Source organism: Chromobacterium sp. FG22 (genome assembly GCF_057809415.1).
The window spans coordinates 97,806-111,223 of record NZ_JBMDJX010000003.1; the positions used below are offsets into that span (position 1 = coordinate 97,806).

Annotated in this window: 14 protein-coding genes; 5 read left to right on the top strand and 9 right to left on the bottom strand. The window is 64.4% G+C overall.

Annotated elements, in window-relative coordinates; translation table 11 throughout:
• Positions 1 to 246: 246 nt before the first annotated feature.
• Entirely contained in the window at positions 247 to 1,275 is a 1,029-nt protein-coding gene (locus ACODSD_RS04030) for a CDP-6-deoxy-delta-3,4-glucoseen reductase (protein WP_107800544.1), read from the bottom strand.
• A gap of 38 nt (positions 1,276 to 1,313) precedes the next feature.
• On the opposite strand from ACODSD_RS04030, the gene ACODSD_RS04035 reads away from it, so the two are divergent.
• Together ACODSD_RS04035 and trmB are read left to right on the top strand one after the other, a co-directional pair.
• On the top strand, positions 1,314 to 2,234 hold the full coding sequence (locus tag ACODSD_RS04035; RefSeq protein ID WP_253313731.1) for an NAD-dependent epimerase/dehydratase family protein: 921 nt from the start codon (positions 1,314 to 1,316) through the stop codon (positions 2,232 to 2,234).
• Positions 2,235 to 2,271: 37 nt separating this feature from the next.
• Entirely contained in the window at positions 2,272 to 2,952 is a 681-nt protein-coding gene (trmB, locus tag ACODSD_RS04040; RefSeq protein WP_107800545.1) for a tRNA (guanosine(46)-N7)-methyltransferase TrmB, read from the top strand.
• A 32-nt stretch (positions 2,953 to 2,984) separates the two neighbouring features.
• Here trmB and ACODSD_RS04045 read toward each other — a convergent pair whose 3' ends face one another.
• Entirely contained in the window at positions 2,985 to 3,470 is a 486-nt protein-coding gene (locus ACODSD_RS04045; RefSeq protein WP_227104904.1) for a glutathione peroxidase, read from the bottom strand.
• 56 nt (positions 3,471 to 3,526) lie between these two features.
• Here ACODSD_RS04045 and ACODSD_RS04050 point away from each other — a divergent pair, with 56 nt between their 5' ends.
• Positions 3,527 to 4,006, top strand: coding sequence for a DUF1841 family protein (locus ACODSD_RS04050; protein ID WP_199225926.1), 480 nt, complete (start codon positions 3,527 to 3,529; stop codon positions 4,004 to 4,006).
• A gap of 296 nt (positions 4,007 to 4,302) precedes the next feature.
• Here ACODSD_RS04050 and ACODSD_RS04055 read toward each other — a convergent pair whose 3' ends face one another.
• Together ACODSD_RS04055 and ACODSD_RS04060 are read right to left on the bottom strand one after the other, a co-directional pair.
• The gene (locus ACODSD_RS04055) at positions 4,303 to 5,253 is read right to left on the bottom strand and encodes a D-2-hydroxyacid dehydrogenase (protein ID WP_227104906.1); all 951 of its coding nucleotides are present in this window, start codon (positions 5,251 to 5,253) and stop codon (positions 4,303 to 4,305) included.
• Between the two features lie 11 nt (positions 5,254 to 5,264).
• Complete coding sequence (locus ACODSD_RS04060; RefSeq protein ID WP_107800548.1) at positions 5,265 to 6,047, bottom strand: DUF2189 domain-containing protein; 783 nt, start codon at positions 6,045 to 6,047, stop codon at positions 5,265 to 5,267.
• Positions 6,048 to 6,234: 187 nt separating this feature from the next.
• Between ACODSD_RS04060 and ACODSD_RS04065 the strand changes: the two genes are divergently transcribed.
• On the top strand, positions 6,235 to 6,561 hold the full coding sequence (locus ACODSD_RS04065; RefSeq protein ID WP_199225927.1) for an FKBP-type peptidyl-prolyl cis-trans isomerase: 327 nt from the start codon (positions 6,235 to 6,237) through the stop codon (positions 6,559 to 6,561).
• Between the two features lie 67 nt (positions 6,562 to 6,628).
• Here ACODSD_RS04065 and ACODSD_RS04070 read toward each other — a convergent pair whose 3' ends face one another.
• Complete coding sequence (locus ACODSD_RS04070; protein ID WP_107800550.1) at positions 6,629 to 7,249, bottom strand: DedA family protein; 621 nt, start codon at positions 7,247 to 7,249, stop codon at positions 6,629 to 6,631.
• 113 nt (positions 7,250 to 7,362) lie between these two features.
• On the opposite strand from ACODSD_RS04070, the gene alr reads away from it, so the two are divergent.
• On the top strand, positions 7,363 to 8,436 hold the full coding sequence (gene alr / locus ACODSD_RS04075) for an alanine racemase (protein ID WP_235086633.1): 1,074 nt from the start codon (positions 7,363 to 7,365) through the stop codon (positions 8,434 to 8,436).
• Here alr and ACODSD_RS04080 read toward each other — a convergent pair.
• From ACODSD_RS04080 to folP, 4 genes are all read right to left on the bottom strand, one after another.
• On the bottom strand, positions 8,382 to 8,939 hold the full coding sequence (locus tag ACODSD_RS04080) for a rhomboid family intramembrane serine protease (protein WP_253313728.1): 558 nt from the start codon (positions 8,937 to 8,939) through the stop codon (positions 8,382 to 8,384). The genes alr and ACODSD_RS04080 overlap by 55 nt on opposite strands.
• 5 nt (positions 8,940 to 8,944) lie before the next feature.
• Positions 8,945 to 10,888, bottom strand: coding sequence for an ExeM/NucH family extracellular endonuclease (locus ACODSD_RS04085; protein WP_253313727.1), 1,944 nt, complete (start codon positions 10,886 to 10,888; stop codon positions 8,945 to 8,947).
• Between the two features lie 216 nt (positions 10,889 to 11,104).
• Complete coding sequence (glmM, locus tag ACODSD_RS04090; protein ID WP_107800554.1) at positions 11,105 to 12,439, bottom strand: phosphoglucosamine mutase; 1,335 nt, start codon at positions 12,437 to 12,439, stop codon at positions 11,105 to 11,107.
• Positions 12,440 to 12,517: 78 nt separating this feature from the next.
• Positions 12,518 to 13,360 carry a dihydropteroate synthase gene (gene folP / locus ACODSD_RS04095; protein WP_488876833.1) on the bottom strand — a complete coding sequence of 281 codons (843 nt, stop codon included), beginning with the start codon at positions 13,358 to 13,360 and terminating at the stop codon, positions 12,518 to 12,520.
• Positions 13,361 to 13,418 lie beyond the last annotated feature (58 nt).

Consider the following 13,418-nt stretch of genomic DNA (forward strand, 5'->3'; position numbering starts at 1 on the left):
GGCCACGCCCCATATAGGTTTCTTGATCCTCATCTTAGCCAGTTGGGCGGCCCGTCCATTGACGCAAATCAAATGGCATGACCCCCAAGTTTGATGCAAGACAAATAAAAAGCCCCTGGCTCGCGCCAAGGGCTCATTTCCTAAAAATCAGCAACTTATATCATTACAGTTGTGCGTCAGGCGATACAGTTCAAATCAGTTCAGCTGAAAAAATCGGCTTACGTCATCCCTGTCTCGCCGGCGTGTTCACTTGCTGCCGCCCATGTCCTTGGACAGGAAGAAGGCGTCGGAGAAGAACTCGTCTTCCGGCAAGCCGCGCTCGCGGGTGAAGCTGCCGTGCGCGGCCTCCACCATCAGCGGCGCGCCGCAGGCGTAAACCTGATAGCCGGCCAGATCGTCGAAATCCTCCAGCACCGCCTGGTGAACAAAACCAGTGCGGCCCGCCCACTCGTCGCCCGGCAGCGCGTCGGACAGCACGGGGATGAAGGTGATGTTGGGATGCTGCGCCTGCCAGGCGCCGGCCAGATCCGCCATGTAAAGATCCGCCTTGGCGCGCGCGCCCCAGTAGAACACCATCTCGCGCTGGATGCCGCTATGAATCGCGTGCTCGATGATGCCCTTGACCGGCGCGAAGCCGGTGCCGCTGGCCACGAAGAGAATGGGCTTGTCGGAGTCCTCGCGCAGGAAGAAAGAGCCCAGCGGGCCTTTGAAGCGCATGATCTCGCGCTCCTTCATCTGACTGAACACATACTCGGAAAAAGAGCCGCCCGGCTGATTGCGGATATGCAGTTCCAGGAAAGCGTCGTCATGCGGCGCGTTAGCGATGGAGAAACTGCGCTTCTTGCCGTCCTTCATCAGGATGTCGATGTATTGGCCTGCCTTGAACTGCAAGCGCTCGGACACCGGCAGCTTGAGCTTGAGCACCGCCACGTCGTGGATTTTTTCGATTTTCTCTACGCGGCACGGCAAGGTCTTGATCTGGATGTCGCCGGCGCCGGCCACTTCGCGCGCCTCGATGGCGATGTCGCCCTTGGGGCGGGCGCAACAGAACAGCGCCATGCCCTGGGCGCGTTCGGCCTCGGTCAAGGCCTTTTCCTGGAAACCGTCCTGGCTCACTTCGCCTTCCACCACCTTGCCTTTGCAGGCGCCGCACGCGCCGTCGCGGCAGCCGTAAGGCAGGCCCACACCCTGGCGCAACGCCGCTTCCAATACGGTTTCATGCGGCTCGACGCCAAATGTATGCCCGCTGGGGAGCACTTTCACCTGCGCTGTCATCTGTTTCCTCTACTCAATATCTGGCTAAAATGCGCATCATGCGAACCTTAATGATCATCGGCGCCGGCGATGTCGCGCGCCGCGCCCTGCCGGAACTGACCCGCCGCTGGCGGGTGCTGGCGCTGTGCCGTTCCAACGCTAGCGCGGAAGCGCTGCGCCGCCAGGGCGTCACGCCCATCCGGGGCGATCTGGACGACCCCCGCGCTTTGCGCCGTTTGGCCGGCCTGGCCGACGATCTGCTGCTGACCGCTCCCCCCCAGGAAATCGGCCGCAAGGACTTGCGCATGCGCAAGTTGTTGTCTGCGTTGGCAAAAGGTTGCAGGATACCACAGCGTCTAGTCTATATCAGCACCAGCGGCGTGTACGGCAATGCCGACGGGGCTTTGCTGGACGAAGGCGCCCGCCTCCGCCCGCACAATGACCGCGCCTGGCGCCGCCTGGACGCGGAAACCTGCTTGCGCGGCTTCGCCGCCGCCCACGGCTGCCAGTTGACGGTGCTGCGCGCGCCGGGCATCTACGCCGACGACCGCCTGCCGCTGAGCCGCTTCGCCTCGCAAACGCCGCTGATCCGGCCGGAGGAGGACAGCTGGAGCAATCACATCCACGCCGACGACCTCGCCGCCGCCTGCGTGGCCGCCTTGCTGCAATGCCGCGGCGGTCCGCGCGTATTCAACGCCAGCGACGATCAGCCGCTGCCGATCAGCGAATGGTATCGCCGGCTGGCCGCCGCGCTGGACCTGACCTTGCCGCCCCTGTTGCCGCGGGAGGAGGTCCGCGCCCGGGTCTCCGCTGGTCTATGGTCTTATATGATGGAGTCCAGACGGCTTAGCAACCGGCGCTTGCGCCGGGAATTGCTGCCGGCTCCCCGCTGGCCCGACACCGCCGACTACCTGGCGGCGCTGGCCCAAGCGCCGGAGCGCATCGCCGCCGCGCTCGCTTCGGCGGCCAAGATTCGGTAACATCGCGGTTTTTTTGAGTTTTTAAGCAGGCTTCTCTATGGAAAATCCGGCATTTCAACGCGCCATCCGCAGCTTCGTGCTGCGCCAAGGCCATCTGTCTCCCGGCCAGCAACGCGCGATGGACGAAGGCATGCCGCGCTGGGGCATCGAATACCGCCCCGAGCGCATCGATCTGGAGCAGGCCTTCGGCCGCGCCGCGCCCAAGATCCTGGAAATCGGCTTCGGCATGGGCGGCGCCACCGCCGAAATCGCCGCCGCCAATCCGGCTCAGGACTACCTGGGCGTGGAAGTGCATTCGCCCGGCGTCGGCAATCTGTGCAAGCTGATCGCGGAAAAGGAATTGAGCAATCTGCGTATCATCCGCCACGACGCGGTGGAAGTGCTGGACCACATGCTGGCCGACGGTAGCCTGGACGGCGTGCATATTTTCTTCCCCGACCCCTGGCACAAGAAGCGCCACAACAAGCGCCGCCTGATTCAGGCCCCGCTGGTGGAGAAGCTGGTCGCCAAGCTCAAGCCGGGCGGCTATCTGCACGCCGCCACCGACTGGGAAGACTACGCGCTGCAGATCATGGAGGTGTTCAGCGGCCAGCCTCAGCTGGTCAACACCGCCGACGGCTACGCGCCGCGCCCGGACTACCGCCCGCTGACCAAGTTCGAAGCCCGCGGCATCAAGCTGGGCCACGGCGTGTGGGACGTGATTTTCCGCCGGCGCTGATGTCCGCCCGGACCCGCCGCCAGCGGCGGGTCTCAGCCGCCTTTAGGCAGCAAGGCCTCGATATCCTCCAGCAATTCATGCGGCTCCACCGCCGGCTCGTAGCGCTTGACCACCCTGCCCCTGGCGTCGATCAGGAATTTGGTGAAGTTCCACTTCACCGGGTGCGGGTGGGTGGAATCCGCCTGGGTCAGCCAACGCCACAGCGGATGGGCGCGCGGCCCGTTGACTTCCACCTTGGCGAACAGAGGGAAATCCACCTCGAAACGCGTCCGGCAAAAACGCTCGATCTCGGCCTCGTCACCCGGCTCCTGGCCGCCGAACTGATTGCAGGGGAAACCCAGCACCGCCAGACCGCGGCCGCCCAGACTATGCTGCAAGTCCTGCAAGCCGGCGTATTGCCGGGTGTAGCCGCACTCGCTGGCGGTATTCACCACTAGCGCCACTTGGCCGGCGTACGCCGACAGCGGCTGTTCGCTGCCGTCTATGCGCGCGGCGGAGAAGTCGTAAAGCGTGGTCATGGCCACCTCCGTCTCGTATAATGAGCGCTCCCGAGAATCCACTCAGGCACTATCCGATGTTGTTCAATCCCAGCCGGCAGGACGCCCGGCGCTTCTTCTTCGACACCTGGCAGAAATCCAAATCCGGAACGGACCTGTCCGACCTGGAAAAACTGGTGCTCCCCATTCTTATAGACCACCCGGAGTATCACGCCATTCTGGATCGGCCGGAACAGTATATGGAACAGGAGTGGACGCCGGAAATGGGCCAGAGCAATCCCTTCCTGCATCTGGGCCTGCATGTGGCGATTGAGGAACAGCGCTCCATAGACCAGCCCTTCGGCATCCGCTCTCTGTACGCGCAGCTGGCGCTGCGCCTGGGCAGCGAGCATCAGGCGCAACACGCGATGATGGACTGTCTGGGCGAAATGATCTGGCACGCTCAGCGCCATGGCGGCGGTCCAGACGTGAACCGCTACATCGGCTGTATTCGCGGCAAGCTGGGCATGGGGGCGGAGGAACAGCCTCGCATCAACCCCAACGACGTCCCGGACTGACGCCGCACGTCCGGCAGACGCCGACTCAAGCCCAACGCCCGGTTCCGCCGGGCGTTTTGCATGGCCGCGAAACAGGCAAAAAAAGAGCCGTGGGGGGAAACCCTCCACGGCGATCAAGCGGGGCAGCTCGTACTGGCAAAGCCAGAAGAGCCTCCTCATGCTATTCTCACAATAAACAAAATGCAAATAGTTTTTTAACAGTTAACAATAAATAAAATATCCAATCATTTATATGAATATATAATTTAAAATACGCCGCCAAAAAAGCCGGCCTACGCCGGCTTGACGCCCCAAACTCACAACAAACGATTGCGCTCGATGCCCGCTACGAAAGCGGCGATATTGTCCACCAGCTGCGCGGCCAAACGCTCCATCGCCTGCCGGCTGGCCCAGCCGATATGAGGGGTGACGATCAGATTGGGCAAGCGGGTTTTCAGCAAGGGATTGCCGTGAACCGGCGGCTCTTCGCTCAGAACGTCGAAACCGGCGCCGCCCAACTGCCCATACTTGAGCGCGGCCACCAGATCTTCCTCGTTGACCAGGCCACCGCGCGCGGTATTGATCAACAAGGCACCCGGCTTCATCACGATCAATTCCGGCTGGGCGATCAGGTCCCGGGTGTCCTCGGTCAACGGACAATGCAGCGAAATCACATCGGCCTGCGCCAGGGCCTCGGCAAAAGCCACATGCCCGGAACGCACTTCCTTGGCGCCTTTGCGTTCGACGAACATCACCTGCATGCCAAGCGCGCCGGCCAGCTCCGCTAAGCGCAGGCCGATGCCCCCCGCGCCGACGATGCCCAGGGTCGCGCCGCGCAAATCTCGGATCGGCGCGCCGAAATGGCAGAACTGCCGCGACTGCTGCCACACCCCCGCGGCGACGTCGCGCTGGTAGGCCGGCAGGTTCTTGGCCAGGGCCAGCATCAGGGTCAAGGCGTGTTCGGCCACGGTGTCGTCGCCGTAATGGCGAATATTGCACACCGCGATGCCCAAGTCGCGACAGGCGTCCAGATCGACGTGGTTGTAACCGGTGGCGGCGATCGCCACCAGCTTCAGGCCGGGCAGTTGCTCCAGGGTTTCCCGCCGCAGCGGCACCTTGTTGGTGATAACAATGTCCGCTCCCGAACAGTTCATCGCCGCGTCTTCGACGCTGGTGGAGGGGAACTCGTGATATTCGGACGGGAACGGCAAAAGCGGAACCGGGACAGGCAAGCTGTCCCGGTCAAGAAACACGACGGAGTGGGTCATCAGCTATTCAGTCATCTCTCAAAGGTGATCAAATCGCGGTAAGCATGCCAGCTGGCCAGCGCCAGCACCGGCATGATGATGATCAGGCCCAGGAAATAGGTCACAAAGCCCACCGCGCTCAAGGCCACAATGATAGCCGCCCATATCCCCATCGTCAGCACATTCTTCAACACCGCCTGCACGCTGGCGATCATCGCGGTGACGGTGTCCACTTCCTTATCCAGCATCAAGGGAATGGAGACCACGCTGACCGAGAACACCACCTGAGCGAACACAAAGCCCACCGCGAAATAGGCCACCAGGAAGACGACATTGTCCGGGTTGAAAGCGTTGGCCACGATGTCGTTCAAGGACGGCAAGGCCGCGGTGTCGTAGAACAGCGCGAACATCAGCAAGGACACCCGGAACCAGCCGAACACCAGCACCGCCAGCAAGGCCGCGTACAAGGTGAAGGCAGGCAGATTGACGCGCCAGGCCGCCATGCTGTGCGCCAGCTTGACCCTGCCATGGCCGTCGAAAGCCTCCATCTGCTTGGCGATGTCGTACAGGCCTATCGCCAGGAAGGGGCCGGCCAACAGGAAGATGGTGGCGAAGGTGATGATCAGTTCAGGAGAGTGCTCGGAGTACAAGGTCAGCAAATACCCCATCAACACGAAAACCGCGCCGTAAAACAGGCAGTCGGCCGGGGCTTTTTGAAAGTCGCGGAAGCCTTTTTTCAGCCATTGCAACGGCCGGGAGGTTTCCACCCTGCGCGCAACCGGGCGGTCGCGCGGGATATCGTGAGTCGCGTCCATGACAAGTCCCCCTCAAGGATACGATGCGAGGCAGCCCCGCATCCTTACCGTTATACGCCACGCGTCGTAAAACACAAGCCGGCCGTCCGGCTGCTATAATCCCGCGATTGCCACGGCCCTTGGCGAGCGCCGCCTTCCGCGCCGCCGGGCCGGGCCTCATTCAGCGCTTGCGCGACAAGGACATATCATGAGCGAACTGATTATCGAAGAACTGGCGATAGGCGACGGCGCCGAAGCCGTCATCGGCCAGGAAGTCACCGTGCATTACACCGGCTGGCTGACCGACGGCACCAAGTTCGATTCCAGCAAGGACCGCTTCCAGCCGTTCAGCTTCCCGCTGGGCGACGGTTATGTGATCAAGGGCTGGGACCAGGGCGTGGTCGGCATGAAAGTGGGCGGCAAGCGCAAGCTGACCATCCCGGCCGAGCTCGGCTACGGCGCGCGCGGCGCCGGCGGCGTGATCCCGCCCAACGCCACCCTGGTGTTCGAAGTGGAGCTCTTGCAAGTGGGTTGAAACCCAAGAGCGCAAGGACGTAAAAAAAGCTTCCTCAGGGAAGCTTTTTTTATGGGATGACGCGGGCTTATTTCTTCACGCACTGATGCTGACGACGACGACGCATCCAGACGAAGGCCACGCCCAGCAGCAAGGCCGCCACCACCGCCAGAATGCCGGCCTGACCGCGGTGCACCATGGTCATCAGCCACTCGCGATTGGCCGCGCCGTAATAGCCTAGATACACCCAGACCGGCACCGAAATCAGCGCGGCGAAGCCGTCCATCACCAGGAAACGCCAGTAGGAAATGCGGCGGGTCATGCCAGCGGTGATGAAGATGGGGGAACGCAGTCCAGGCAGGAAACGGGCGACGAACAGCACCCAATTGCCGTATTTTTCGAACTTTTCCTGCACCGCCTCGAAACGCTCCTGGGTCAGAATGCGCGCGATCGGCCGGAATTTCAGCACCCTGTTGCCGAATACTCGCCCGGCGGTGAACATGATGCCGTCGCCGGCCAGCACCCCGGCCATGCCGACGAAAAACATCCAATGCACATTGGTGTAGCCGAGGCCGGAAATGATGCCTCCGGCCACCAAGGTGATGTCCTCGGGAATCGGCACGCCGAAACCGCATACCAGCAACACGGTGAATACGGCGATGTAGCCGTAGCCAGTGAAAAAATCGAGAAGTATTTGCAGAGTGTCCATTTTGTTCCGCTTGCCGCCATGTCTCCGTTCAGGACGATCCTGGCGCGGCTGCGTTATCGGGGTACATCACCAGGGGCTTATAATAGCACACCTCCAACGCAGACTTTCTTGACATGACTCGCCCTATCCAGGTGGAAATCCATCGCGCCGCCATCCGCCACAACTACCTGCTATCCCGCGCCCAAGCCCCGCAATCCAAGGCCTACGCCGTGCTCAAGGCCAATGCCTACGGCCATGGCCTGCTCGACGCGGTCCAGGCGCTGGCCGATGTCGCCGACGGCTTCGCCCTGCTCAATATCGAGGACGCCGTCCGCTTGCGCGAAGCCGGCGTCCAGCAGGACATCGTGCTGCTGGAAGGCGCCTTCGACGCCGAAGAGGCCGCGGCGATGGCGCATTACCGGTTGGGCGGCGCGATACATTCCCAACAACAGATAAGCTGGCTGGCCAAAGGTTCCGCCAAACAGCCGGTTTCCTGCTGGCTCAAGATCAATAGCGGCATGAACCGGCTGGGTTTCACGCCGGCGGAAGCCGCGCACGCGCTCGCTCAATTGCGCGCCTTGCCCGGCGCGCGCCTCGACGCCTTGATGACCCACTTCGCCACTGCCGACGACGACTACGGCGTCGCCGAGCAATGGGGACGCTTCCAGCCTTTGATCGCCCCCAGCGCCTTGCCGGTCAGCGCCGCCAACTCCGCCGCCTTGTTCCGCCACCCGCATACCCACGGCGCCGTCGTGCGCCCCGGCATCGTGCTCTACGGCTGTTCGCCCTTCGCCGACGTAGACGGCGCCGGCCTGGGCCTGCAGGCGGCGATGACGCTGAGCAGCCGCGTCATCGCGGTGCAAAAGGTGCCGGCCGGCGACGCCGTAGGCTACGGCCGCCGTCTGGTGGCCGAAGGCGAAATGCGCGTCGGCATCGTCGCCTGCGGCTATGCCGACGGCTATCCGCGCATCGCCGACAACGGCACGCCGGTCGCAGTGGACGGCCAGCCGACGGGTACGGTCGGCCGGGTGTCCATGGACATGCTGGCGGTGGATTTGAGCAAGCTGCCCCAGGCCGGCGTCGGCAGCCGGGTCGAACTATGGGGTCCGCAAGTGCCGATAGAACGCGTCGCGGCTGGCGCCGACACCCTGGGCTATGAGCTGATGTGCGCGGTGGCGCCGCGAGTGCCGCGCCTCGTCCATAACTGAAGCCAGCAGCAAGCGGCCAGCAAACCCAAGGCGGCGCCGCTCCAATGCGCCGATACCAATACCGGCTCGCCGCCGCTCCAACTACCCGGCGACAGGCTCTGCCAAGCCAGCCGGCCCAACAAGGCGGCCAGCCACAGACCGCGCCAGTTCGGCTGCGTCAGCGCCAGCGCCGCCCACCAGCAATACACCAGGCCGGAGGCGCCGACGAAGGCCTGCGGCGCCGGCCACAGCCATTGCATCGCGGCGATGGCCGGAGGCGCCGCCAAGGCCAGCGTCAGCAACAAGGGCGCCCTATCCCGCCCCAGCCACGCCAGCGCCGCCAGCGCGGCGCTGTTGAGGCAGGCGTGGCGCGCGTCGGCGTGCACCCAGCCTCCGCTCAGCATCCGCCACCATTCCGCGGCGTTCCACGGCTCGAAGCGCCAGGCCAAAGCCGCCGCGCCCCAGGGCGCGGCCAGCGGCAGCAGCGCGGCCAGGGCCAGCCATAACGACCGGCCGCCGGCCATGGACCTTAGCGCTTGCGGCGCCACAGCGCCGTCGCTCCCAGCGCCCCCAAGCCCAGCAACAGGGCCAGACCGCCTTCGTCCGCCGCCGCCACCGCGTTGCCGCGGCGCGCCACGTCGACGTACAGGGGATCATGGTCCGAAGAACGATAGGCGTCCGCCGCGTAGTACTTCTGCTGCTGTTCGGCGCTCTTGAACTCGCTGCTGTACTCCAGCGCCGTCGGCTCGTCGGCGTTGATGTGCCACTCGCCCGCGGCCAGCACCATGGCGCTCAGCGGCTTGTCGGCCAAGGCGTGGTCCAGATTGCCGGATTCGCCGTTGAACACATAGGAGTAAGCGTCGCGGCTCCAGCGCGCCAACAGATTGTTGAAGCCGGCGCTTTCAAACGCGCGGATCGGATCTTCCTTGGCGTAGGAGTTCATATCGCCCAGCAACAACATGCCGTCGTTGGGGCCGGGCTGCGGGCGGGTGGCGTACCAGGCCATCAGATCGCGCACCGCCTGCACCCGGGTCAGATTGCAATTGCCCTGGCCGTCGCCCTTATCCACATCGGCCTGGCCGTCCACCACCACGTCGGCGCAGCTGCTGCCCTTGGACTTCAGATGATTGACCGCCACGGTGACCCGGGTCTTGCTCTTGGCGTCCAGCACAAAGGTCTGCAGCAGCGCCGGCCGGTTCTTCTGCGGATTGCCTATCGTCCTGACCTCGGCCTTGCCTTGCGCCGTCACCGCGGCCGGACGGTAGATCAGGCCGGTGGTGATCGCGTCGCTGCCCACCTGCGGCAGGCCGGGATTGGCGAACTGGTATTGCTTGGGCTGCGGCTGGCCCTGATTCAAGGCGTTGACCAGGTCCTGGATCGCCGAATAGCGGTCGAAACCGTCGTTCTCGATTTCCATCAGGCCCACCACGTCGGCGTCCAGCTGGCGAATCGCCGCCACGATCTTGGCGCGCTGGCGCTCGAAATCCTGCGGGGTCTTGGCGCCGCGCGGGGTTGGGAAGCCCTTGCCCTGACCGTCGCCGTTGAAGAAGTTGAGCACGTTGAAGCTGGCGAAGCGCACGCTCTCCGGCTGGCGCTTGGGCGCGCCCGGGCGCGGATTGCCGGCCGCGACGCGCGGCGCGGCCAGCGGTTGCAGCCGGTATTTTCCGAAGGCGTAGCTGACCACGCCGGTCACGCCGTCCAGACGGTCGCCGCTGCGCAGGGTGCGGCTGGCGGAGAGGCCGCCGGGCGCCGGCAGCCAGGCGTCGGCGTTCTGGATCTGCAAGCCGTCGTCCAGGGTCAGCTTGTCCAGCTGATTGGCCTCGCTCAACGCCTTGGCCTCGGCGCTGCCGGGCAGGAAGCGCTGGGTGGCGGTCCATAACCTGGGCCGGCTGGACAAGGTCAGTTCGCCGTAACGGCCGTAGTCGTAATTGGCGACGACGTGGACCGGGCCTTCCAGGCGCACGGCCATGCCGGCCAGCGCCTCCAGCTGGGCGCTGGACTGCAAGGGCAGCCGCAGGCTGGCGTAAGTCAGCGGCTCGCTGTAAGCGCACTGCTCCACCGCGGCGAGATTGGCCGGGGTGATCTGGGTTTCGCTGGCGGCGTCGCCCTTGCGGCTGTACTCGGACACCTTGCCGGTGACGCGCACCACGTCGCCGGGCTTGAGCGTCGGCGCGGCCAGGTTGCCGAGGAAGACGAACACGCCTTCCGAGGTGGCCGGATCGGCGTCCTGATCCCGCGCCTCTTCCTGCAGATAAAAGCCGCGCAGCTGGCCGGCGCCGGTGAAGGCGCCGCTGACCACGCCCTCTACGGTGACGGTCTTGCCTTGCAGCGGGCTGCCGATGACGCGGCCCTGCACATCATGGATCAAGGTGGCGCCGGCGGCGCCGCAAGCGGCCTGGGCCAGGGCCGGAATCGCCAGCGCCACTGCCATGGCGATGGGGCTCAAGGCCTTCAATGCGTTTGCTGTTTTCATGGTATGGATCATCACGAGCGTAAGGAGCGCTGATTCTAACCAGTGCGCAATGACAAAAAGATGTCATTAGATACAGTTGCACGCAAAGTCACTATCTGTATGTTTCATCTGAAAACAGTAAGCGCCGTTTCTTTCCCCATTCAGGCAATAAAAAAACGCCAAACAAATAATGTCTGGCGTTTTCGTGCTGACGCCGGCGCAAGCCGGCTGTCGCGATCAGGCGACTCTCTGGATGGCCGCCGCGATGGATTGCGCCCACTGATCGGCCAGCGCCTTGTCGTCGGCCTCCACCATCACCCGCACCACCGGCTCGGTGCCGGACGGGCGCAACACCACGCGGCCGCGGCCTTGCAGCGCCTGTTCGGCGGCGGCCAGCGCTTCCGCGGACGCGCCCTTCCAGTCGCAGCCGTTGTGGCGGACATTGATCAGCGTCTGCGGATAGGGCTGCCAGTCGCTGCAGGCGTCGGCCAGGCTCATGCCCAGATCGGTCAGGCTGGCCAGCACTTGCAGGCTGGAGATGATGCCGTCGCCGGTGGAATGGCAATCCAGGCACAGGATGTGGCCGGAAGCTTCGCCCCCCACCTGCCAGCCCTGGCCGTGCAGCATTTCCAATACGTAGCGGTCGCCCACCTTGGCGCGGCCGAAGGCCACGCCCTGCTTGTTCAGCGCCAGTTCCATCGCCAGATTGGTCATCACCGTGCCCACCACGCCGCCCTTGAGCTCGCCCTTGGCCGCGCGCGCCTTGGCGATCACGTAGATCAGCTGATCGCCGTCGTACACCGTGCCCTCGCGGTCCACCATGATCAGGCGGTCGCCGTCGCCGTCCAGCGCGATGCCGTAATCGGCGTGATGCTCCAGCACCGCCACCTGCAAGGTCTTGGGATAGGTGGCGCCCACCTTCTCGTTGATGTTGTAGCCGTCCGGCTCTCCGCCTATGGTCACCACCTCGGCGCCCAGTTCGTGGAACACCTTGGGCGCCACGTGGTAGGTGGCGCCGTGGGCGCAATCCACCACCAGTTTCAAACCCTTGAGGTCGCGGTCGTTGGGGAAGCTGCTCTTGCAGAATTCAATGTAGCGTTCCACCGCGCCTTCGATGCGGCGCACCCGGCCCAGCTCTTCGGACGGATTGGTCGCCATCGGCTGCTCCAGCATCGCCTCGATTTCCAGTTCGACGGCGTCGTCCAGTTTCTTGCCGCCTTCGGCGAAGAACTTGATGCCGTTATCCTGGAAGGGATTGTGCGAGGCGGAGATCATCACCCCGGCCTCCAGGCGCAGCGCGCGGGTCAGGTAGGCAATGCCCGGCGTCGGCAACGGGCCGGTCAGCAGCACATTGACGCCGGCCGCGGAAAAACCGGCTTGCAGCGCCGCTTCCAGCATATAGCCGGAAATCCGGGTGTCCTTGCCGATCAAGACCGTGGGGCGATGCGCCTTGTCGTGGTCGACCAGTACGCGGCCGGCGGCATAGCCCAGTTTCATCACGAATTCCGGCGTGATCGGGAATTGACCGACCTCGCCGCGCACGCCATCGGTGCCAAAGTATTTACGGCTCATGTTTTTCTCTCGAATCCGGCCGGCTTCAGGCCAACCGCGGTAATCGCTACGCCGGCTATTGTGCGCCAGACACCGCGCTCAGTTCAAACTTTCCACAGCATCCAGCACTTGCAAGGCCTGATGCGTGGCCTTGACGTCGTGCACGCGGATGATGCGCGCGCCGCGCCGCGCCGACTCCAGCGCCACGGCCACGCTGGCGCCCAGGCGCTCCGCCGGCACCGCTTCGCCGGTGATTGCGCCCAGCATGGATTTGCGGCTCAAGCCCACCAGCAGCGGCGCGCCGGCGGCGCGCTCGATCCCGGGCAGGCCGCGCAGCAGGGCCAGATTGTGCTCCAGCGTCTTGCCAAAACCGAAGCCGGGGTCCACCAGCAAACGCTCGCGGGCCACGCCGGCGTCCAGACACAGCCGGACGCGCCGCGCCAGGTAGTCGGCCACTTCGGCCACCACGTCCGCGTATTCCGGACGGTCCTGCATGGTGTCCGGATTGCCCTGTTTGTGCATCAGGCAGATCGCCGCGTCCGCGCCCGCCACCAATTCCAGCGCGCCCGCGTCTTCCAGCGCCGACACGTCGTTGACCAGGTCCACCGCGCCCAAAGCCAAGCCCTCGCGCATCACCGCCGCGCGGCGGGTATCCAGCGACAGCGGCGCGCCGATGTCGCGCAGACGCTCCAGCACCGGCAGCACCCGCTCCATCTCCTGCTCCGGGCTGACATGGGGCGCGTTGGGCCGCGTCGATTCGCCGCCGATGTCTAGAATGGCCGCGCCTTCGGCCAGCATCCGCTCGGCGTGGCGCAAAGCCTGGTCCAGCGCGTTGAAGCGGCCGCCGTCGGAGAAGGAATCCGGCGTGACGTTCAGAATGCCCATCACCAAGGGACGGGACAGATCGAGCGTGAAGCGCCCGCATTGCAAAGAGGGTTTCATGATCTGACTGCGCTCATGGATGGGGGAGGATGTCGCAAAAAAGCCGGGCAAGCCTGTC

Excerpts from the sequence above, each read along its gene's own strand:
- ACODSD_RS04030 (WP_107800544.1), bottom strand. The coding sequence starts at position 1,275 with ATGACAGCGCAGGTGAAAGTGCTCCCCAGCGGGCATACATTTGGCGTC.
- ACODSD_RS04035 (WP_253313731.1), top strand. The coding sequence starts at position 1,314 with ATGCGAACCTTAATGATCATCGGCGCCGGCGATGTCGCGCGCCGCGCC.
- trmB (WP_107800545.1), top strand. The coding sequence starts at position 2,272 with ATGGAAAATCCGGCATTTCAACGCGCCATCCGCAGCTTCGTGCTGCGC.
- ACODSD_RS04045 (WP_227104904.1), bottom strand. The coding sequence starts at position 3,470 with ATGACCACGCTTTACGACTTCTCCGCCGCGCGCATAGACGGCAGCGAA.
- ACODSD_RS04050 (WP_199225926.1), top strand. The coding sequence starts at position 3,527 with ATGTTGTTCAATCCCAGCCGGCAGGACGCCCGGCGCTTCTTCTTCGAC.
- ACODSD_RS04055 (WP_227104906.1), bottom strand. The coding sequence starts at position 5,253 with ATGACCCACTCCGTCGTGTTTCTTGACCGGGACAGCTTGCCTGTCCCG.
- ACODSD_RS04060 (WP_107800548.1), bottom strand. The coding sequence starts at position 6,047 with ATGGACGCGACTCACGATATCCCGCGCGACCGCCCGGTTGCGCGCAGG.
- ACODSD_RS04065 (WP_199225927.1), top strand. The coding sequence starts at position 6,235 with ATGAGCGAACTGATTATCGAAGAACTGGCGATAGGCGACGGCGCCGAA.
- ACODSD_RS04070 (WP_107800550.1), bottom strand. The coding sequence starts at position 7,249 with ATGGACACTCTGCAAATACTTCTCGATTTTTTCACTGGCTACGGCTAC.
- alr (WP_235086633.1), top strand. The coding sequence starts at position 7,363 with ATGACTCGCCCTATCCAGGTGGAAATCCATCGCGCCGCCATCCGCCAC.
- ACODSD_RS04080 (WP_253313728.1), bottom strand. The coding sequence starts at position 8,939 with ATGGCCGGCGGCCGGTCGTTATGGCTGGCCCTGGCCGCGCTGCTGCCG.
- ACODSD_RS04085 (WP_253313727.1), bottom strand. The coding sequence starts at position 10,888 with ATGAAAACAGCAAACGCATTGAAGGCCTTGAGCCCCATCGCCATGGCA.
- glmM (WP_107800554.1), bottom strand. The coding sequence starts at position 12,439 with ATGAGCCGTAAATACTTTGGCACCGATGGCGTGCGCGGCGAGGTCGGT.
- folP (WP_488876833.1), bottom strand. The coding sequence starts at position 13,360 with ATGAAACCCTCTTTGCAATGCGGGCGCTTCACGCTCGATCTGTCCCGT.